Source organism: Streptomyces sp. NPDC088747 (assembly GCF_044751025.1).
Classification (GTDB): domain Bacteria; phylum Actinomycetota; class Actinomycetes; order Streptomycetales; family Streptomycetaceae; genus Streptomyces.
Genome location: NZ_JBIVKZ010000006.1, coordinates 345,454 through 365,257, shown reverse-complemented (window position 1 = coordinate 365,257; position 19,804 = coordinate 345,454). Strand labels below are relative to the sequence as shown.

Below are 19,804 nucleotides of genomic sequence, written 5' to 3'. Positions count from 1 at the left end.
GTCACGCGGGTTCGGGTCGCCCGAGGTGCTCGTCTCGGGCGGAAGCGCACCGTCCGGGGTGCCTTCGCCGTACGCCCCCGGGTCGCCCCCTTCGTTCCTCGCGCCCCCGACCTGGCCGGCCCTCACAGCACCGCTCCCGCCGTGAGCGCGTCCTCGACCTCGCGGGGGGTCGGCATCGCGGAGGAGCACTCCAGGCGGGACGCGACGATGGCGCCCGCGGCGTTGGCGTACCGCATGATCCGCTCCAGGTCCCAGCCGGCGAGGAGGCCGTGGCAGAGCGAGCCGCCGAAGGCGTCGCCGGCGCCGAGGCCGTTCAGGACGGTCACGGGGAGGGGCGGGACCTCGGCGCGGCTGCCGTCGCGGTGGACGGCGAGGACGCCCTTGGGGCCCTGCTTGACGACGGCGAGTTCGACGCCGGCATCCAGCAGGGCGCGGGCGGCCGCGTGCGGTTCACGCTCTCCGGTGGCGATCTCGACCTCGTCGATGTTGCCGACCGCGACGGTGGTGTGGCGCAGGGCCTCGGCGTAGAAGGGACGGGCCGACTCGGGGTCCGTCCAGAACATGGGGCGCCAGTCGAGGTCGAAGACCGTCGTACCCGATCTGGCGCGGTGGGCGAGCGCCGCGAGCGTCGCCGTCCGACTGGGTTCCTCGCTCAGGCCGGTGCCGGTCACCCAGAAGATGCCGGCCTCGCGCAGGGCGTCGAGGTCGAGTTCGTGGGCGTCGATCTCCAGGTCGGGGGCCTTGGGCTGCCGGTAGAAGTACAGCGGGAAGTCGTCCGGCGGGAAGACCTCGCAGAACGTCACCGGGGTGGGCAGGCCGGGGACCGGGGTGACCCAGCGGTCGTCGACACCGAAGTCGCGCAGCGCCTCGTGGAGGTAGGCGCCGAAGGGGTCGTCGCCCGTGCGTGTGATCACCGCCGTACGGCGTCCGAGCCGGGCCGCGGCCACCGCGACGTTCGTCGCCGAACCGCCGAGGAACTTCCCGAAGGTCGTCACCCGCGCCAGCGGGACCCCTGCCTGCAACGGATAGAGGTCCACACCGATCCGCCCCATGGTGATCAGGTCGTGCGCCATCGAGTTCCCTTCGCTTCGGCTGCACCCAGGTCTAGCCGGGTGCGGGGAGCCCTGTCAACGTTTTGTCCAGACATTCGGACCAGGCCTTGACACGTCCTTGGCGCCGCCGGAAGCTGACGCTCATGACGTCGTTGTCACCGGAGTCCTCTCCGCTCTCCTCCCCGCAGGCATCGCCTCCGTCCTCACTGTCCCGTATCCGGGTCGGTTCGGCTCCCGACTCGTGGGGCGTCTGGTTCCCCGACGACCCCCGGCAGGTCCCCTGGCAGCGCTTCCTCGACGAGGTCTCCGGGTCCGGGTACGAGTGGATCGAGCTGGGCCCCTACGGCTATCTCCCCACCGATCCGGCAGTCCTGCGGGAGGAGACCGCCCGGCGCGGGCTCACGGTCTCGGCCGGCACGGTGTTCACGGGGCTGCACCGCGGTCCCGACGTCTGGGAGTCCACCTGGGCGCACGTCTCGGACAACGCGGCGCTCACCCAGACGATGGGTGCCGAGCACCTGGTGGTCATCCCCGCGTTCTGGCGGGACGACAAGACGGGTGACGTGCTGGAGGACAGCACGCTGACGCCCGCACAGTGGCGCGATCTGACCACCCAGACCGAGCGGCTCGCCCACGAGGTGCGCGAGCGGTACGGCCTGAAGATCGTCGTCCACCCGCACGCGGACACACACATCGACAGCGAGGAGAACGTCACCCGTTTCCTCGACTCGACGGACTCCTCGCTGGTCTCGCTCTGCCTGGACACCGGGCACTACGCGTACTGCGGCGGCGACAGCGTCAAGCTGATCGAGACGTACGGGGAGCGCATCGGGTACCTGCACCTCAAGCAGGTCGATCCGCGGATCCTGGCCGAGGTGCGGGCGGAGGAGGTGCCGTTCGGGCCCGCCGTGGCTCGAGGGGTGATGTGCGAACCGCCGTCGGGCGTACCGGCCCTGGAGCCCGTCCTGGCGGCCGCGCAACGGCTCGACGTCGACCTCTTCGCCATTGTCGAGCAGGACATGTACCCGTGCCTTCCGGACAAGCCGCTGCCGATCGCGCAGCGCACGCGGGCGTTCCTGAGGTCCTGCGGGGCCTAGGGGGCGGCGTCGTGGCGTGAGCCCGCCGAGCGCTCGGGGCTCGGCGGGACCCCCCGGGCTCCAGCGTCGCCTCCGCCGCCGTCTCCGCTGTCTTTTGACCGCCACCCGCCCATTGCGTCACTCGTGTCACAAATACCCGGTTCCTGTCACACATGTCGCGTGTACGCGGGTCTTGGGTCACACCCGGTCGACAGGCACTTCCCGGTGCTCACTCTGTGTCGTTCACGGAGCACAGGCTTTGTTGATCACCAGCGCAGTGTCCGGCTCCCCCGACGGCCACCCCCGGCCGCCGCCGCGGCACGCGCGGGGAGGTGCCACTCATGACCGACCGCAGGCTCTGGTCGTACAAGGAGATCGCGGCGCACATCAAGGTGCAGCCGGACACCGTGCGGTCGTACCGCAAGCACGGACTGCTGCCGCCGCCCGACCACGTGGAGAGCGGCAAGCCCTACTGGTACGCGGACACCGTCCGCGCCTGGGTCGCCTCACGCCCTCGCAACCGGGGTCGCAACGACGGCTGACCTCCGCCTCCCCTTCCCCGTGCCCCGCCTTCAGGCAGGGCACGGGCCTCCCCGGTCAGCTCCACGGCTCGATGACCGTGACCCCCGCCCCGGGCGTCGTCCCCATCGCCGCCAGCGCGGCCGGTGCCGCGTCCAGCGGGATGGTGGCGGTGACCAGGAGGTCGGGGCGCAGGATCCCGGCCCGTACCAGTTCCAGCATGTCGGGGTAGGCGTGCGCCGCCATGCCGTGGCTGCCCAGCACGTCGAGTTCGAGGGCGATCACGCGGGCCATGGGGATCTCGGGGGCCGCCGGCAGCAGTCCGACCTGGACGTGCCGGCCGCGTCGCCGCAGGCCGTTCACCGAGGCCGCGCAGGTGGCCGCGGACCCGAGGGCGTCCAGCGACACGTGGGCGCCGCCGCCGGTCAGTTCGCGTACCGCCTCCGCCGTGTCCGCCACCTTCGACGCGTCCACGGCCTCCGCCGCCCCGAACCTCCGCGCCAGCTCCAGCGCCCGGGGCGACACGTCGACGGCGACGACCCGGGCCCCGGCGGCGGCCGCGATCATCACCGCGGACAGACCGACGCCCCCGCAGCCGTGCACCGCGAGCCACTCCCCCGCCGCCGCCCTGCCCCGCGCGACCACCGCCCGGTACGCCGTGGCGAACCGGCAGCCCAGCGAGGCGGCCGTGGCCGCGGGCATCCCCTCGGGCACCGCGACCAGGTTCACGTCGGCGTGGTCGAGCGCCACGTACCGCGCGAAGGAACCCCAGTGCGTGAACCCCGGCTGGGTCTGGCGTTCGCACACCTGCTGGTCGCCCGCGGCGCACGAGGGACAGCTTCCGCAGGCGCAGACGAACGGCACGGTGACCCGGTCGCCGGGGCGCCGGCCGGTGACGCGGGCGCCCACCGCCTCGACGACCCCGGCGAGTTCGTGCCCCGGCACGTGCGGCAGTGTGATGCCGGAGTCGTGGCCCATCCAGCCGTGCCAGTCGCTCCGGCACAGCCCGGTGGCCTCGACCCGCACCACCACCCCGTGCTCCGCGGGCGCCGGGTCCGCCACCTCACGCACCTCGGCCGGCTCCCCGTACCGCTCGAACACCACCGCGCGCATCCGTCCAGCCCCTCGCCGTCGACCCGTGGATCAGCCTTCGGGAACGAACGCTAGCCGGGCCGGGCCGCGGGACAGCCGCGGTCCGGGCCGTCGGCGCTCACCACGTCTCGGCCCCCTCGCTCTCCCCCTTCTCCACCTTCTCCCCCCGCAGCCTCAGCCCCACCAGCGGAAACACCAGTACGGAGAGCATCGCGGCCCCCACCAGTGCCGCCGCCTCCTCGGTGCCGAGCACCTTGTCGTCCACTCCGATGGTGGTGATGGCCACCACCAGGGGGAGGGCCGTCGAGGCGAAGAGGGTGAGGGCACGGCGGTCGCGTCCCTGGAGATCGCGCGGGGCGAGGGCGTACACGGGCAGGCCGCGCACCAGGAGGAAGAGCAGCAGGAAGACGGGCAGCAGGAGCAGCGCGCGGCCCCCGGAGAGCAGGGCGTCCAGGTCGAACTCGATTCCGGTGACGACGTAGAAGACCGGCACCAGGAAGCCGAACCCCATCGCCTCGACCTTGGCCAGGATCTCGCCCGCGCTCCGCGGCGCCGCCCCGTGGAGCACCAGCCGGGTGATCAGGCCGGCGGCGAAGGCGCCGAGCAGGGTGTCGAGGCCCAGGGCGCCGGAGACGCCGAGCATCACGGCCAGCAGCAGGACGACCAGCCGGACCGCGAACTGCCCGCTGCTGTGCAGGGTCTTGTCGATTACGTGCGAGAACCAGGGCCGCCGGGGGCGCAGCGCCCAGAACACCGCTCCGGCGGTGAGGAGCGCGAACGCGGCGAGCAGCACCGTCGACCTGCCCGGCGCGCGGCCGCTCAGCAGCAGGGTGATCGCGATGATCGGCCCGAACTCCCCCACCGCGCTCATCGCCATCATCACCGAGCCGAAACGCGAGCGCAGGTCCCCGGCGTCGCGCAGGACGGACAGCACCGCGCCGAGGGCGGTGCTGGTGAGGGCGGTGCCGATGTAGACGCCCTTGGAGGCCCCGGTGAGCAGCATGCCCAGCGTGAGTCCCGCGGCCAGCGCGATCAGCCAGGCCCCGACCGAGCGCTTCAGGGTGTCCCCGCGGACCTTGTCGAACTCGATCTCGTAGCCCGCGAGGAAGATCAGCATCGCCAGGCCCAGGTCGGAGAGCGTGTCGATGACCTCGCCCTCGCCGGCCCAGCCCAGCACGTCGGGGCCGACCAGGATGCCGAGGACGATCTCGAAGATGACGAGCGAGACCGGCAGCCGGCGGCCGATCCCGTAGGCCAGCAGCGGGGCGAGTACCGCGATGGACATGATCAGAATGAGCGTCCCGGACTGCGACATAAGGGGTATTTACCATAGAGTCCCGGCGGATCCCGCCAGCGGCCGCCGCCCCGTGACCCCGCTTGGAGAAGTACCCCCTAGGGGTATAGCCTGCTAGCAGGAGGCAACCCTGGAGCCTCAGGACTCACCTCCTGTCTACGTACGCACGCCCGAGATGCCTCACTGAGGAGTAACGCCATGACCTCGCAGACCGACACCCAGGGTTCCGTCACGACCGTCTACCAGGTGAGCGGAATGAGCTGCGGGCACTGCGAGGGTTCCGTCTCCGGCGAGCTCGCCGGGATCGCCGGCGTCAGCTCGGTGAAGGCCGTGGCCGCCACCGGTGAGGTCACCGTGGTCTCCGCCGCCGCCCTCGACGAGGACGCGGTGCGTGCCGCGGTCGACGAGGCGGGCTTCGAACTCGTCGGCAAGGCCTGAACCGACCCCCGCGCGACACCCTCCGCGACACCTAGCTCTCCACACCGGGCCGTACCGACCAGCTGATACTGGCTCCGTACGGCCTGGTTCGTTCCTTGGAGCCGGACCATGACCACCTCAGCACCCGCGACAGCCAGGGCGCAGACCGCGCCCGCCTCGGAGATCGAGCTCAGCATCGGCGGTATGACCTGCGCCTCCTGCGCGGCGCGCGTCGAGAAGAAGCTCAACCGCATGGACGGTGTCACCGCCACCGTCAACTACGCGACCCAGAAGGCGAAGGTCTCGTATCCGCGGGAGGTGGTGGTCGCCGATCTGATCGCCACCGTCGAGAAGACCGGGTACACGGCCAAGCAGCCGCCGCCTCCGCCCACGGCCGAGTCCGCGCCGGACTCCGCCGAAGAGCGCGATCCCGAACTGGCCGCCCTGCGCGAACGCCTGGCCGTCTCCGTCCTCCTCGCCCTCCCCGTCGCCCTGCTGTCGATGATCCCGGCCCTCCAGTTCGACGACTGGCAGTGGCTGGCGCTCACCCTGGCCGCACCCGTGGTCGTCTGGGGCGGACTCCCCTTCCACCGGGCCGCGTTCACGAACGCGCGGCACGGCGCGGCCACCATGGACACCCTCATCTCGATCGGCACGCTGGCCGCGTTCGGCTGGTCCCTGTGGGCGCTGTTCCTCGGGGACGCGGGCATGGAGGGCATGCGCGAGGGCTTCTCGTTCACCGTCTCGCGCGAGCAGGGGACTTCGGCGATCTACCTGGAGGTCGCCGCCGGTGTCATCGCGTTCATCCTGCTCGGCCGGTATCTGGAGGCCCGCTCCAAGCGGCAGGCCGGGGCCGCGCTGCGGGCGCTGATGGAACTGGGCGCCAAGGACGTGTCCGTTCTGCGGGACGGCCGCGAAGTACGCGTCCCTGTCGACCAGTTGGCCGTCGGGGACCGGTTCGTCGTACGGCCCGGCGAGAAGATCGCCACCGACGGCACCGTCATCGAGGGCGCCTCGGCCGTGGACGCCTCGATGCTGACCGGCGAGTCGCTGCCGGTCGACGTCGGCGCGGGCTCCGCGGTGACCGGCGCGACCGTGAACGCCGGGGGCCGGCTGGTCGTCGAGGCGAGCCGGGTCGGCGCGGACACCCAACTCGCGCGGATGGCGCGGCTGGTGGAGGACGCGCAGAACGGCAAGGCCGAGGTGCAGCGACTCGCCGACCGGATCTCCGGGGTCTTCGTCCCGGCGGTGCTGCTGATCGCGCTCGGCACGTTCGGGGTCTGGCTGGCGGTCACGGGCGACACGGTCGCCGCCTTCACGGCCGCCGTCGCGGTGCTGATCATCGCCTGCCCGTGCGCGCTGGGGCTCGCCACGCCGACCGCCCTGATGGTCGGCACGGGACGCGGCGCCCAGCTCGGCATCCTCATCAAGGGACCCGAGGTCCTGGAGTCCACCCGCCGCGTCGACACCGTCGTCCTGGACAAGACCGGGACCGTGACGACGGGACGCATGAAACTTCAAGAGGTCTACGTCGTCGGCGGCATGGCCGAGAACGAGGTCCTGCGGCTCGCAGGAGCCCTGGAACACGCCTCCGAGCACCCGATTGCCCAGGCGGTCGCGGCAGGCGCTCAGGAGCGAACTGGCGCGTTCTCGCCCCCGGAGCACTTCGAGAACGTTCCGGGGCGCGGGGTCCGCGGGCGCGTGGCGGGCCACGAGGTGACGGTCGGCCGGTTCGCGACGGACACCGCGCCGGCACTCCCGGAGGAGCTGGCGCGCGCCAAGTCCGCGGCCGAGGCGGAAGGACGTACCGCCGTCGTGGTCACCCGGGACGGCGCGGCGGTCGGTGTGCTCACCGTCGCCGACGCGGTCAAGGAGACCAGCGCCGAGGCCGTGCGCGCCCTGCGCGCCCTCGGGCTCAGGCCGGTGCTGCTCACCGGGGACAACCGGGCGGTCGCCGAGTCCGTGGCCCGTGCCGTGGGGATCGACAGCGCGGACGTGATCGCCGAGGTGCTGCCGGAGGACAAGGTCGACGTCGTCAGGCGGCTCCAGGGCGAGGGGCGCAGCGTCGCGATGGTGGGCGACGGGGTCAACGACGCGGCGGCGCTGGCCACCGCCGACCTGGGTCTGGCGATGGGAACCGGCACGGACGCGGCGATCGAGGCGAGCGATCTGACGCTGGTGCGCGGGGATCTGCGGGTGGCCGCGGACGCGATCCGGCTGTCGCGCAGGACCCTCGGCATCATCAGGGGGAACCTCGTCTGGGCTTTCGGATACAACGTGGCGGCGCTGCCGTTGGCGGCGGCCGGGCTGCTGAACCCGATGATCGCGGGGGCGGCGATGGCCTTCTCGTCGGTGTTCGTGGTCACGAACAGCCTTCGGCTCAGGGCATTCTCATGATGTTCGGGTGAGAACCCCCCTAGAGTCCGGGGAGAGCCTCACATAAGCTCTTCACAAGGCTCGCGCATCTTCCTTACGCTTGGGCCCCTGCAATCCGTTTTGGGGTCTCTTGCGTATCTTCAGGACATATGCAAGAGACGCAGGTCACAGTGATGTGAACGTAACCAACGAAGGGGTTCGTGAGTCTAAGTTGGCGATGTCAGAAGCGTCTTGGGGGGCGTGACTGGCATCTGGGGATGTCTTGGGGGACGTTCCTGGAACTGCGTTGCCGGGGCACGTACACCGGGGAGCTTTGAGCGGCCCTCCCGGCGGTACGCGTCCCGGCCAACCGCACCCTCGTGACCGAAGTTTTGCTCGTTCCGCTCACAGCAGGCCGCTCACCAGCACGTCCAGCCAGAACACAGCGATTCAGGCGCTGTCCACAGACGCCCGGCCGGATCCCGTGGGGGGAATCCGCACCGGGACAAGGAAAGCGCCCTGACTGCCGGCCCGTGGGGGGACCGGTAGCAGGGCGCTTTCCGTTTTGTCCGTATGTGCCGCTGCGCGCGGATTTCGTGCGTGCCGCTACGCGCGCGGCGGTCCGGCGGGTTCCGCGCTCAGCGGCCCTCGACCGGAACGAAGTCGCGCAGGACCTCGCCCGTGTAGATCTGCCGGGGGCGGCCGATGCGGGAGCCGGGCTCCTTGATCATCTCGTGCCACTGGGCGATCCAGCCGGGGAGGCGGCCCAGGGCGAACAGGACCGTGAACATCTCGGTCGGGAAGCCCATGGCGCGGTAGATCAGGCCCGTGTAGAAGTCCACGTTGGGGTAGAGGTTGCGCGAGACGAAGTACTCGTCGGAGAGCGCGTGCTCCTCCAGCTTGAGCGCGATGTCCAGCAGCTCGTCGGACTTGCCCAGGGCCGAGAGGACGTCGTGCGCCGCGGCCTTGATGATCTTGGCGCGCGGGTCGAAGGACTTGTACACCCGGTGGCCGAAGCCCATCAGGCGGACGCCGTCCTCCTTGTTCTTCACCTTGCGGATGAAGGAGTCGACGTCGCCGCCGTTGGCCTGGATGCCTTCCAGCATCTCCAGGACGGACGCGTTGGCGCCGCCGTGCAGCGGGCCCCAGAGGGCGGAGATGCCGGCGGAGATCGACGCGAACATGTTCGCCTGCGAGGAGCCGACCAGGCGGACCGTGGAGGTCGAACAGTTCTGCTCGTGGTCCGCGTGCAGGATGAGCAGCTTCTCCAGCGCGGAGACGACGACCGGGTCGAGCTCGTACTCCTGCGCCGGGACCGAGAACGTCATGCGGAGGAAGTTCTCGACGTACCCGAGGTCGTTGCGCGGGTAGACGAAGGGGTGCCCGATCGACTTCTTGTAGGCGTACGCCGCGATCGTCGGAAGCTTGGCGAGAAGGCGGATCGTCGAGAGGTGACGCTGCTTCTCGTCGAAAGGGTTGTGGCTGTCCTGGTAGAACGTCGACAGGGCGCTGACCACCGACGACAGCATCGCCATCGGGTGGGCGTCGCGCGGGAAGCCCTGGAAGAAACGCTTGACGTCCTCGTGCAGCAGGGTGTGCTGCGTGATCTCGTTCTTGAAGGTGGAGAGCTCGTCCACGTTCGGCAGTTCGCCGTTGATCAGCAGCGAGGCCACCTCAAGGAAGGTGGAGTGCTCGGCCAGCTGCTCGATCGGGTAGCCGCGGTAGCGGAGGATGCCCTCCTCACCGTCGAGGTAGGTGATCGCGGATTTATAGGCGGCGGTGTTCCCGTATCCGCTGTCCAGCGTCACCAGACCCGTCTGTGCGCGCAGCTTCCCGATGTCGAAGCCCTTGTCGCCGACGGTGCTGTCGATCACCGGGTAGGTGTACTCGCCATCGCCGTAACGCACTACTACAGAGTTGTCGCTCACGTCATCCCTCACCGACGTTGTCCCTCTTCTTCGAGGTGCCCTGACTGTCTCTACCATCCCCCATTTGGCCCTGGAGAGTGCACTCGGGGTCGACCATTGGGCCTATTGGCGGCACTGAGTGCCGCCAACTTACTCATCCTGCCCCCCTTCGCCCGGGTTCCGGAAGTGCTGTGTGACCTTTACGACTCGTTTGATCGATCATTTTTGCCGAGGTGGCGCGCGGAGGCCTCCCGAGAGGTCCGAAAGGCCCGGCGGGGGCGGATCCGCGCGCGTCAGGCCTGGGCTAGCCGGAAGGCCAGCGCCGTGCACCGCTGCCCGGCGGAGACCGTGCGGACCGCCTGGCCTATCGCCTTGCGGGAGCCGACGAGGACGACCAGCCGCTTGGCGCGGGTGACGGCGGTGTAGAGGAGATTGCGCTGGAGCATCATCCACGCGCTGGTGGTCACCGGGATCACCACCGCGGGGTACTCACTGCCCTGGGAGCGGTGGATGGTCACCGCGTACGCGTGGGCCAGCTCGTCCAGTTCGTCGAAGTCGTACGGCACCTCCTCGTCCTCGTCGGTCCGCACCGTCAGCTTCTGTTCCTCGGCGTCGAGGGAGGTCACGACGCCGACCGTGCCGTTGAAGACGCCGTTCTCGCCCTTCTCGTAGTTGTTGCGGATCTGGGTGACCTTGTCGCCGACGCGGAAGACCCGGCCGCCGAAGCGCTTCTCGGGGAGGTCGGGGCGGGCCGGCGTGATGGCCTGCTGGAGAAGGCCGTTGAGGGCGCCCGCGCCCGCCGGGCCCCGGTGCATCGGCGCGAGGACCTGGATGTCGCGGCGCGGGTCGAGCCCGAACTTGGCCGGAATCCGCCGTGCCGCCACGTCCACCGTGAGCCGGCCCGCCTCCTCGGTGTCGTCCTCGACGAAGAGGAAGAAGTCCAACATGTCGTCCGTGCGCGGGTGCTGCCCGGAGTTGATCCGGTGGGCGTTGGTCACCACCCCGGACTGCTGGGCCTGCCGGAAGATCCGGGTGAGCCGGACCGCCGGGACCGGGCCGCCGTCGGCGAGCAGGTCGCGCAGCACCTCGCCGGCGCCGACGCTGGGGAGTTGGTCGACGTCTCCCACGAAGAGGAGGTGCGCGCCCGGAGGCACCGCCTTGACCAGCTTGTTGGCGAGGAGGAGGTCGAGCATCGAGGCCTCGTCGACGACCACCAGGTCGGCGTCGAGCGGGCGGTCCCTGTCGTAGGCCGCGTCGCCGCCCGGCTTCAGCTCAAGGAGCCGGTGCACGGTGGAGGCCTCGGCGCCCGTCAGCTCGGCCAGCCGCTTGGCGGCACGGCCCGTGGGCGCGGCCAGGACGACCTTCGCCCTTCTGGCGCGGGCCAGTTCCACGATCGAGCGGACCGTGAAGGACTTGCCGCAGCCGGGTCCGCCGGTGAGCACGGCCACCTTCCTGGTGAGCGCGAGCCGGACCGCCTGCTCCTGCTCGGGCGCCAACTCCGTGCCCGTACGCCCCTTCAGCCAGGTCAGTGCCTTGTCCCAGGCGACGTCGCGGAAGGCGGGCATCCGGTCCTGGTCGGTGCGCAGCAGGCGCAACAGCTGGGCGGACAGGGAGAGTTCGGCGCGGTGGAAGGGGACCAGATAGACGGCGGTGACCGGCTCGCCGTCCGGGCCCGGCACCTTCTCCCGGACGACGCCGGGGTCCTCGCCTTCCTCCGCCGGGGCCGCCAGTTCCGCGAGGCACTCGATGACCAGGCCCGTGTCCACCTGGAGGAGTTTGACCGCGTCCGCGATCAGCCGCTCCTCGGGGAGATAGCAGTGGCCCTGGTCGGTGGACTGTGAAAGGGCGTACTGCAGGCCCGCCTTGACGCGCTCCGGGCTGTCGTGCGGGATGCCGACGGACTGGGCGATCTTGTCGGCGGTCAGGAAGCCGATGCCCCAGACGTCGGACGCGAGGCGGTAGGGCTGGTTCCTCACCACCGAGATCGACGCGTCGCCGTACTTCTTGTAGATGCGGACCGCGATCGACGTGGACACCTCGACGGTCTGGAGGAAGAGCATGACCTCCTTGATCGCCTTCTGCTCCTCCCAGGCGTCGGCGATCTTCCTGGTGCGCTTGGGGCCGAGCCCGGGGACCTCGACGAGCCGCTTCGGCTCCTCCTCGATGATCCGCAGGGTGTCGGTGCCGAAGTGCCGGGTGATCCGGTCGGCGAAGACCGGGCCGATGCCCTTGACCAGGCCGGAGCCGAGGTAACGGCGGATGCCCTGGACGGTGGCGGGCAGCACCGTCGTGTAGTTCTCCACCGTGAACTGCTTGCCGAACTGGGGGTGCGAGCCCCAGCGGCCCTCCATCCGGAGCGACTCCCCCACCTGCGCGCCGAGCAGCGAGCCGACGACGGTCAGCAGGTCACCGCCACCGCGACCGGTGTCGACCCTCGCGACCGTGTATCCGTTCTCCTCGTTGGCGTACGTGATGCGTTCGAGTACGCCTTCGAGTGTCGCGAGCCGCCGTTCGCCTGTGGGGTCCGCCGCCTGATGGGACATGGTCGAAACGGTACCGCCGGGGTCCGACAACGGTGGACGGGATCAGCGGCGGCCCTGGGGCCGGCCGCCCCTGCCCTGCTGTTGGCCTCCCGGCTCCCACGGCCGCTCCACCTGCCGCCTGTCCGTCTGCCGCCTGTCCGCGTCCGGGTGGTCCGCCTCCGGCGGCACGCGGGGATCCGGCTGCGGGAAGTAGTTGTTCGCGGAACCGACGACGGGGTTGGAGGGCACCTGGAAGGACGGGTTCGGAGCGGTCGGGGGCCGCCGGGCGCTCGCGAAGGCCTGCGCATCCGGTCCCCCCTGAGGCCCCGGAAAGCCCGCGTCGGCCCTCTCCTCGGCCACCTGCAACGCGAAGGGGTCCGCCTCTGGCAGGGGACCGCGGGTGATGCCGAAGAACGCCGGGGCGGGGTCCACCGGACTGGAGACGACCGGGCTCTCGGGGGCCTGGGCGGAAGGGGTCAGGCCGGCGAACGTCCAGTTGGAGGCGCCGAGCCACGCGGGTTCCGTCGCCGTCGGCCGCTGCTCGTTCGCGGCCTCCGCCGCGCTGAGATCCAGGGCCCGCCGAAGGTCCTCCTCGTAGTCGGCGCCGGGGCTGAAGGCCGACGCGTTGTAGGCCGACGGAGGGGAGACGCCGAGGGTGGTGGGGAGTGGTGCCTCCGGTGCCGACGGGCGGGTCACGTCCGCGAGGCTGGCGTCCAGAGCCAGCCGCAGATCCTGCTGGAAGTCAGCTTCCGGCCTGTCGGGCTGAACGGACATGTCGAGACTGCGCAGTTCGGCTTCCCGCATGTCCCTCTCGAACCGCTCCTGCGGGTCGTAGACCGGGGCCTCCGCGCCCCTCATTCCACGCTCCTGAAGCACCGCCCGTTCGTACCCCCTCACGAAGTCCTCCGACGGAGCCTCCCCGGGGGCGGTATCTGTGTGGTAGCCGGGAGGTTCCACCGCCTCGGTCGGATCCCTCGGCGTGAAGTCCCAGACCGCCTGAGGCTGGTCCAGGTAGAAGGCCGGGTAGTCCTCGGAACCGGTGGGAGAACCGTCCGGCGCGTTCGTCATCGTTCACTTCTTCCTGGTGTCGGCCGCCGCTGGCGCAGAGGCCCCAGCCCTGTCGCGACCGCCGTTGTGGTCCTGCGGGCCCGCGGGGCCACAACGGCAGCGGTGGACCACCGGTTCACCGGACCGCGGAAATCCGGGACGAGCGCACCTCAGGTCACGATCCGGTGTCGGACTCTTGTCAAACCCCCGTGTAATCGATTCCAATCCTTCGTGTAATCGATTCCACAAGGAGGTGGAGCGGTGATGGCGAGCATCAAGGATGTCGCCGCGGAGGCGGGTGTCTCCGTTGCCACGGTGTCCCGTGTGCTGAACGACCACCCGTCCGTGAGCCCCGACGCGCGGGCCCGCGTCCTCGCCGCCGTCGCGGCGCTGGGCTACCGCCCGAACGCCGTCGCCCGCTCCCTGCGCACCGACCAGACCCGCACCCTCGGCCTGGTCATCAGCGACGTGCTGAACCCCTACTTCACCGAACTGGCCCGCTCCGTCGAGGAGGAGGCCCGCGCGCTCGGCTACAGCGTGATCATCGGCAACGCCGACGAGCGGCCCGACCTCCAGGATCACCACGTACGGACCCTGCTGGACCGGCGTATCGACGGACTCCTCGTCTCCCCCGCCGACGGCGGCTCCCCCGGGATGCTGGACGCCGCGCGCGCCGGGACCCCGATGGTGTTCGTCGACCGCTGGATACCCGGCCTGGACGTGCCCGTCGTACGGTCCGACGGGCGGGCCGCGGTACGCGATCTCGTCGCCCATCTGCACGGGCTCGGCCACCGCAGGCTCGCCATCATCGCGGGCCCGGCGGCCACGACGACCGGCAGCGAGCGGGTCGAGGCCTTCCGCGAGGCCATGGCGGAGTACGGGATTCCGCTGCCCGGCGCCTACATAGGACAGGGCGACTTCCAGGCCGAGAGCGGACGGCGGGCCACCGAGCGGTTCCTCGCGCTGGCCGAACCGCCCGAGGTCGTCTTCGCCGCCGACAACCTGATGGCGCTCGGCGCGCTGGACGCGATCCGCGCGCGCGGGATGCGGGTCCCCGAGGACATCGCGCTCGCCGCGTTCGACGACATCCCGTGGTTCGTGCACACCGATCCGCCGATCACCGCCATCGCCCAGCCGACGGGCGAGCTCGGCCGGGCCGCGGTACGCGCCCTGGTCGACCGCATCGAGGGCCGGCCCCCGCAGTCCGTCACCCTCCCCGCCCGTCTCGTCGTCCGCCGCTCGTGCGGCGAGTCCCCTGTCACAGAACCTGTCGCAGAGAGGAGCAACCCGTGAGCCGCCCCGACGAGTTGCCCGGTACCGGCTCGGACGAGTCGCCCCGTACCGATTCACGCGAACTGCTGCGTATCGAAGGAATCCGCAAGACCTTCCCCGGCGTCGTCGCGCTCGACAGCGTCGACTTCGACCTGCGCCGCGGTGAGGTGCACGTCCTGCTCGGCGAGAACGGCGCGGGCAAGAGCACTCTCATCAAGATGCTCTCCGGCGCCTACCATCCCGACGCCGGGCGCGTCCTCGTCGACGGCGAGGAGGTCCGTATCCAGGGGGCGCAGGACTCCGAGCGTCTCGGGATCGCGACCATCTACCAGGAGTTCAACCTCGTCCCGGACCTGACGGTCGCCGAGAACATCTTCCTGGGCCGGCAGCCGCGCCGCTTCGGGCTGATCGACCGCAAGCGGATGGAGGCCGAGGCCGCCGTCCTGCTGGAGCGGGTCGGGGTGAAGGTCTCCCCGGCCGCGCGGGTGCGTGAACTGGGCATCGCCCGGCTCCAGATGGTCGAGATCGCGAAGGCGCTCAGCCTGGACGCCCGCGTGCTGATCATGGACGAGCCGACCGCGGTGCTCACCTCCGACGAGGTCGAGAAGCTCTTCGCGATCGTGCGCCGGCTGCGCGAGGACGGTGTCGGCATCGTCTTCATCACCCACCACCTGGAGGAGATCGCCGCCGTCGGAGACCGGGTCACGGTCATCCGGGACGGCAGGAGCGTCGGCCAGGTCCCCGCGTCCACCCACTCGGACGAACTCGTCCGCCTGATGGTGGGCCGGTCCATCGAGCAGCAGTATCCGCGTGAACGCGCCGAGGCCGGGGCCGCGTTGCTCAGTGTCGAGGGGCTCACCCGGGACGGCGTCTTCCACGACGTGTCCTTCGAGGTGCGGGCCGGTGAGGTCGTCGGCATCGCGGGGCTCGTGGGGGCCGGACGTACGGAGGTCGTCCGGGCCGTCTTCGGCGCCGATCCGTATGACAGCGGGGCCGTGCGGGTCGCCGGTTCCGCGCTGCGGCGCCACGACGTGAACGCCGCGATGGCGGCGGGCATCGGGCTCGTCCCCGAGGACCGCAAGGGCCAGGGCCTGCTCCTGGACGCCTCTGTGGAGGAGAACCTCGGGCTCGTGACCATGCGGGCCGCCACCCACGGCGGTCTTGTCGACCTCAAGGGCCAGCGGGCCGCCGCCGCGCGGGTCGCCGAGCGGCTGGGCGTACGGATGGCCGGTCTCGGCCAGCATGTGCGCACCCTCTCCGGCGGCAACCAGCAGAAGGTCGTCATCGGCAAGTGGCTGCTCGCCGACGCCAGGGTGCTGATCCTCGACGAGCCGACCCGCGGCATCGACGTCGGCGCCAAGGTCGAGATCTACCAGCTCGTCAACGAACTGACGGCGGCCGGCGCCGCCGTCCTGATGATCTCCAGCGATCTGCCCGAGGTGCTCGGCATGAGCGACCGGGTGCTGGTGATGGCACAGGGCCGGATCGCGGGCGAACTCTCCGCCGACGAGGCGACCCAGGACTCCGTGATGGCCCTCGCCGTCAGCACGAACACCGAAAAGGAGGCCCCCCGTGGCCACTGACACCAAAGCGGGCGCCCCAGGCGCGAGCGGCGCATCGGCGGTCCGGCGCCTCCTGCTCGACAACGGCGCGCTCACCGCGCTCATCGTCCTAGTCGTCGCCATGACGGCACTGTCCGGCGACTTCCTGACGACGGACAACCTGCTCAACATCGGCGTCCAGGCGGCCGTCACCGCCATCCTCGCCTTCGGCGTCACCTTCGTGATCGTCTCGGCGGGCATCGACCTGTCGGTCGGCTCCGTCGCCGCGCTCTCCGCCACCGTCCTTGCCTGGACGGCGACTTCAGAGGGTGTGCCGGTCTGGATCGCGGTGCTTCTCGCGATCGCCACCGGCATAGCGTGCGGCCTGGTCAACGGCGTGCTGATCTCGTACGGGAAACTGCCGCCGTTCATCGCGACGCTCGCGATGCTGTCGGTGGGCCGGGGGCTCAGCCTGGTCATCTCGCAGGGCAGCCCGATCGCCTTCCCCGACTCGGTGTCCCACCTCGGCGACACGCTCGGCGGCTGGCTGCCGGTGCCGGTCCTGGTGATGGTCGTGATGGGCCTGATCACCGCCCTGATCCTGGGGCGGACGTACATCGGCCGCTCCATGTACGCCATCGGCGGCAACGAGGAGGCCGCGCGGCTGTCGGGGCTGCGGGTGAAGCGGCAGAAGCTCGTGATCTACGCGCTGTCCGGTCTGTTCGCGGCCGCCGCGGGCATCGTGCTCGCCTCCCGGCTCTCCTCCGCCCAGCCGCAGGCCGCGCAGGGCTACGAGCTCGACGCGATCGCCGCGGTCGTCATCGGCGGCGCCTCCCTCGCGGGCGGTACCGGCAAGGCGTCCGGCACACTGATCGGCGCGCTGATCCTGGCGGTGCTGCGCAACGGGCTCAACCTCCTCTCGGTGTCGGCCTTCTGGCAGCAGGTCGTCATCGGCGTGGTGATCGCGCTCGCCGTCCTGCTCGACACGCTGCGGCGCAAGGCGGGGGCGACCCCGGTGTCCGGTGCCTCGGGCGGCGGCGGCAGGGGAAAGCAGGCGGCGACGTACGTGATCGCCGCCGTGGTCGCCGCGGCCGTGGTGGGCGCGATGTCCTTCCTGCACAACGGCTCGTCCTCGACCGCGAAGACGAAGGTGGGGCTGTCCCTGTCGACGCTGAACAACCCCTTCTTCGTACAGATCAAGGCGGGGGCTCAGGAGGAGGCGAAGAAGCTCGGTGTGGACCTGACCGTGACGGACGCCCAGAACGACGCGTCGCAGCAGGCCAACCAGTTGCAGAACTTCACCAGTTCGGGCCTCGGTGCGATCATCGTCAACCCGGTGGACTCGGACGCGGCGGGCCCTTCGGTGCGTTCCGCGAACAAGGCCGACATCCCCGTCGTGGGTGTCGACCGGGGCGTGAACAAGGCCGACACGGCGGCTCTCGTCGCCTCCGACAACATCGCGGGCGGCAAGCTCGCCGCGAAGACCATGGCCGAGAAGCTGGGCGGCCGGGGCACGATCGCGATCCTCCAGGGCCAGGCGGGCACGTCCGCCAGCCGTGAGCGCGGGGCCGGGTTCGCCGAGGGGCTGAAGGACTACCCCGGCATCAAGGTCGTCGCCAAGCAGCCCGCGGACTTCGACCGCACCAAGGGCCTCGACGTCATGACCAACATGCTCCAGGCCAACCCCGGTATCCAGGGCGTGTTCGCCGAGAACGACGAGATGGCGCTCGGCGCGGTCAAGGCGCTGGGTTCCAAGGCCGGCAAGTCGGTCGCGGTCATCGGCTTCGACGGCACGCCCGACGGGCTGACCGCCGTCGAGGCGGGCACGATGTACGCCTCCGTCGCCCAGCAGCCGACGGAACTCGGCCGAATCGCGGTGGAGAACGCGCTGAAGGCCGCCGAGGGGAAGAAGGTCGACAAGACGGTGATGGTGCCGGTGAAGGTGGTCACCTCGCGCAACGTCGACGAGTTCAGCGGATGACACCGGTGGGCGCGGCCGGCTTCGGCGGATGACCCCGGTGAGCGGCCGGACGGACGACTGGTCCGGCCGGCCGCTCACCCGACGCGTTCCCGACCGACCTTTCTAGGGAGACAGTTCATGTACGACTACGACCTGCTGGTCGTGGGATCGGCCAACGCCGACCTGGTGATCGGGGTCGAGCGGCGGCCCGCGGCCGGGGAGACGGTCCTCGGCTCGGACCTGACCGTCCACCCCGGCGGCAAGGGCGCCAACCAGGCGGTCGCCGCCGCCCGGCTCGGTGCCCGTACGGCCCTGCTGGCCCGCGTCGGCGACGACGCGTACGGGCGGCTGCTGCTGGACTCGCAGCGGGCCGCCGGTGTCGACACGGTGGGCGTGCTGGTCGGCGGGGCGCCCACCGGCGTCGCGCTGATCACGGTCGATCCGTCCGGGGACAACAGCATCGTGGTCTCGCCCGGCGCGAACGGGCGGCTGACTCCCGGGGACGTCCGCGCGGCCGGGAGCCTCTTCCAGGCCTCCCGGGTGGTCTCGGCGCAGCTGGAGATCCCGCTGGAGACGGTCGTGGAGGTGGTACGCAACCTCGCCGACGCCGGCCGTTTCGTACTGAATCCCTCGCCGCCCCGGCCACTGCCGCGCGAGGTGCTGGCGGCCTGCGATCCGCTGATCGTGAACGAGCACGAGGCCCGGGTGCTGATCGGCCCCGGTGCCGGTCCCGAGCCCGAGGACTGGGCGCGGGCTCTGCTGGCTCTCGGCCCGAGCTCTGTGGTCATCACCCTGGGCGGGCAGGGCGCGCTGGTCGCCGTGCGGGCCGGGGCGCGGGTCCGGGTGCCGTCGGTGCCGGTCGAGGCGGTGGACACGACCGGGGCGGGCGACTCGTTCACGGCGGCGCTGGCCTGGCGGCTGGGGCGCGGGGAGTCGCTGGCCGACGCCGCCGCGTACGCCGCCCTGGTGGGGGCCGCCGCGGTCACCCGGGCCGGTGCGCAGGAGTCCTTCCCGACGGCCGGGGAGGTCGCCGCGCTGGCTGCCGCCTTCCCGTCACCGGAGGACGACTCACGGCCCTCGCGAGGTGGGTCGCGGTGAAGAAGGCCGGAATTCTGAACCGTCATCTCGCGGGCGCGCTGGCCGAGTTGGGCCACGGGGACGGGGTCCTGGTGTGCGACGCGGGGATGCCGATCCCGGCGGGGCCGCGGGTCGTGGACCTGGCCTTCAGGGCCGGGGTGCCGTCCTTCGCCGAGGTGCTCGACGGGCTGCTGGACGAGCTGGTGGTGGAGGGCGCCACCGCCGCGTGCGAGGTCCGCGAGGCGAACCCGGAGGCCACCGCCCTGCTGGAGAAGCGCTTCCCGAAGCTCTGGACCGTCTCCCACGAGGAACTGAAGTCACTGTCGGCGGGCGCACGGCTGATCGTACGGACGGGGGAGGCCCGTCCCTACGCGAACGTGCTGCTGCGGTGCGGGGTGTTCTTCTGAGCCGACGGTCCGCCGGGGCGATGGGTCGCCCCGGCGGCCTGGGCGCCTGGGCGACGGGTCGCCGGACCGCATGGCCGCCCGGCCGACGGACCGCATGGCCGCCTAGCCGCCCGGCCGACGGACCACCTAGCCGACGACCACCTAGCCGCCGGACGCCTAGCCGACGGACCGGCTGGCGCCCGGCCGTCTGGCCGACGGACCACAGGGCCGCCTGACCGCCTGACCGCTTGGCCGCCTGACCGCTTGGCCGACGGACCACCGGGCCG

General features: G+C 71.2%; 15 protein-coding genes. 9 read left to right on the top strand and 6 right to left on the bottom strand.

All coding sequences use genetic code 11. The features are described 5' to 3' along the window. Positions 1–122: 122 nt before the first annotated feature. On the bottom strand, positions 123–1,073 hold the full coding sequence (iolC, locus tag ACIP79_RS17365) for a 5-dehydro-2-deoxygluconokinase (RefSeq protein WP_401224011.1): 951 nt from the start codon (positions 1,071–1,073) through the stop codon (positions 123–125). A 122-nt stretch (positions 1,074–1,195) separates the two neighbouring features. Between iolC and ACIP79_RS17360 the strand changes: the two genes are divergently transcribed. Together ACIP79_RS17360 and ACIP79_RS17355 are read left to right on the top strand one after the other, a co-directional pair. Beyond that, positions 1,196–2,149 carry a sugar phosphate isomerase/epimerase family protein gene (locus tag ACIP79_RS17360; protein WP_401224008.1) on the top strand — a complete coding sequence of 318 codons (954 nt, stop codon included), beginning with the start codon at positions 1,196–1,198 and terminating at the stop codon, positions 2,147–2,149. A 320-nt stretch (positions 2,150–2,469) separates the two neighbouring features. Continuing rightward, positions 2,470–2,670 carry a helix-turn-helix transcriptional regulator gene (locus ACIP79_RS17355; protein WP_401224007.1) on the top strand — a complete coding sequence of 67 codons (201 nt, stop codon included), beginning with the start codon at positions 2,470–2,472 and terminating at the stop codon, positions 2,668–2,670. 55 nt (positions 2,671–2,725) lie between these two features. Here ACIP79_RS17355 and ACIP79_RS17350 read toward each other — a convergent pair whose 3' ends face one another. Then, positions 2,726–3,760: a zinc-dependent alcohol dehydrogenase family protein gene (locus tag ACIP79_RS17350; protein ID WP_401224004.1), complete on the bottom strand. Its 1,035-nt coding sequence runs from the start codon at positions 3,758–3,760 to the stop codon at positions 2,726–2,728. Between the two features lie 97 nt (positions 3,761–3,857). Then, positions 3,858–5,054, bottom strand: coding sequence for a cation:proton antiporter (locus ACIP79_RS17345; protein ID WP_401224003.1), 1,197 nt, complete (start codon positions 5,052–5,054; stop codon positions 3,858–3,860). A gap of 177 nt (positions 5,055–5,231) precedes the next feature. Between ACIP79_RS17345 and ACIP79_RS17340 the strand changes: the two genes are divergently transcribed. Beyond that, positions 5,232–5,471: a heavy-metal-associated domain-containing protein gene (locus ACIP79_RS17340; protein WP_387186000.1), complete on the top strand. Its 240-nt coding sequence runs from the start codon at positions 5,232–5,234 to the stop codon at positions 5,469–5,471. A 108-nt stretch (positions 5,472–5,579) separates the two neighbouring features. After that, the gene (locus ACIP79_RS17335; RefSeq protein ID WP_401224001.1) at positions 5,580–7,847 is read left to right on the top strand and encodes a heavy metal translocating P-type ATPase; all 2,268 of its coding nucleotides are present in this window, start codon (positions 5,580–5,582) and stop codon (positions 7,845–7,847) included. A 596-nt stretch (positions 7,848–8,443) separates the two neighbouring features. On the opposite strand, the gene ACIP79_RS17330 is transcribed toward ACIP79_RS17335, so the two are convergent. The 3 genes from ACIP79_RS17330 to ACIP79_RS17320 all read right to left on the bottom strand — a co-directional run bounded on the left by ACIP79_RS17330 (position 8,444) and on the right by ACIP79_RS17320 (position 13,302). Next, positions 8,444–9,733: a citrate synthase gene (locus ACIP79_RS17330; protein ID WP_401223998.1), complete on the bottom strand. Its 1,290-nt coding sequence runs from the start codon at positions 9,731–9,733 to the stop codon at positions 8,444–8,446. Positions 9,734–10,005: 272 nt separating this feature from the next. Further along, complete coding sequence (locus ACIP79_RS17325; protein WP_401223996.1) at positions 10,006–12,255, bottom strand: ATP-dependent RecD-like DNA helicase; 2,250 nt, start codon at positions 12,253–12,255, stop codon at positions 10,006–10,008. Positions 12,256–12,297: 42 nt separating this feature from the next. Further along, complete coding sequence (locus tag ACIP79_RS17320; RefSeq protein WP_401223994.1) at positions 12,298–13,302, bottom strand: hypothetical protein; 1,005 nt, start codon at positions 13,300–13,302, stop codon at positions 12,298–12,300. 243 nt (positions 13,303–13,545) lie between these two features. Here ACIP79_RS17320 and ACIP79_RS17315 point away from each other — a divergent pair, with 243 nt between their 5' ends. From ACIP79_RS17315 to rbsD, 5 genes are all read left to right on the top strand, one after another. After that, entirely contained in the window at positions 13,546–14,574 is a 1,029-nt protein-coding gene (locus tag ACIP79_RS17315; protein ID WP_401223991.1) for a LacI family DNA-binding transcriptional regulator, read from the top strand. Between the two features lie 14 nt (positions 14,575–14,588). After that, positions 14,589–16,136, top strand: a complete 1,548-nt coding sequence (locus ACIP79_RS17310) for a sugar ABC transporter ATP-binding protein (RefSeq protein WP_401224294.1) — start codon at positions 14,589–14,591, stop codon at positions 16,134–16,136. Further along, a complete protein-coding gene (locus tag ACIP79_RS17305; protein ID WP_401223988.1) occupies positions 16,126–18,075 on the top strand; it encodes a substrate-binding domain-containing protein in 1,950 nt (649 codons plus the stop codon). The genes ACIP79_RS17310 and ACIP79_RS17305 overlap by 11 nt, the downstream gene beginning before the upstream one ends. Positions 18,076–18,192: 117 nt before the next feature. After that, positions 18,193–19,152 carry a ribokinase gene (locus ACIP79_RS17300; RefSeq protein ID WP_401223986.1) on the top strand — a complete coding sequence of 320 codons (960 nt, stop codon included), beginning with the start codon at positions 18,193–18,195 and terminating at the stop codon, positions 19,150–19,152. Beyond that, on the top strand, positions 19,149–19,538 hold the full coding sequence (gene rbsD, locus ACIP79_RS17295) for a D-ribose pyranase (RefSeq protein WP_401223984.1): 390 nt from the start codon (positions 19,149–19,151) through the stop codon (positions 19,536–19,538). Before ACIP79_RS17300 ends, rbsD begins: the two co-directional genes overlap by 4 nt. Positions 19,539–19,804 lie beyond the last annotated feature (266 nt).

What these genes read in the sequence shown, in the direction of transcription:
- iolC (WP_401224011.1), bottom strand. Translation starts at nt 1,073, where the DNA reads ATGGCGCACGACCTGATCACCATGGGGCGGATCGGTGTGGACCTCTAT.
- ACIP79_RS17360 (WP_401224008.1), top strand. Translation starts at nt 1,196, where the DNA reads ATGACGTCGTTGTCACCGGAGTCCTCTCCGCTCTCCTCCCCGCAGGCA.
- ACIP79_RS17355 (WP_401224007.1), top strand. Translation starts at nt 2,470, where the DNA reads ATGACCGACCGCAGGCTCTGGTCGTACAAGGAGATCGCGGCGCACATC.
- ACIP79_RS17350 (WP_401224004.1), bottom strand. Translation starts at nt 3,760, where the DNA reads ATGCGCGCGGTGGTGTTCGAGCGGTACGGGGAGCCGGCCGAGGTGCGT.
- ACIP79_RS17345 (WP_401224003.1), bottom strand. Translation starts at nt 5,054, where the DNA reads ATGTCGCAGTCCGGGACGCTCATTCTGATCATGTCCATCGCGGTACTC.
- ACIP79_RS17340 (WP_387186000.1), top strand. Translation starts at nt 5,232, where the DNA reads ATGACCTCGCAGACCGACACCCAGGGTTCCGTCACGACCGTCTACCAG.
- ACIP79_RS17335 (WP_401224001.1), top strand. Translation starts at nt 5,580, where the DNA reads ATGACCACCTCAGCACCCGCGACAGCCAGGGCGCAGACCGCGCCCGCC.
- ACIP79_RS17325 (WP_401223996.1), bottom strand. Translation starts at nt 12,255, where the DNA reads ATGTCCCATCAGGCGGCGGACCCCACAGGCGAACGGCGGCTCGCGACA.
- ACIP79_RS17320 (WP_401223994.1), bottom strand. Translation starts at nt 13,302, where the DNA reads ATGACGAACGCGCCGGACGGTTCTCCCACCGGTTCCGAGGACTACCCG.
- ACIP79_RS17315 (WP_401223991.1), top strand. Translation starts at nt 13,546, where the DNA reads ATGGCGAGCATCAAGGATGTCGCCGCGGAGGCGGGTGTCTCCGTTGCC.
- ACIP79_RS17300 (WP_401223986.1), top strand. Translation starts at nt 18,193, where the DNA reads ATGTACGACTACGACCTGCTGGTCGTGGGATCGGCCAACGCCGACCTG.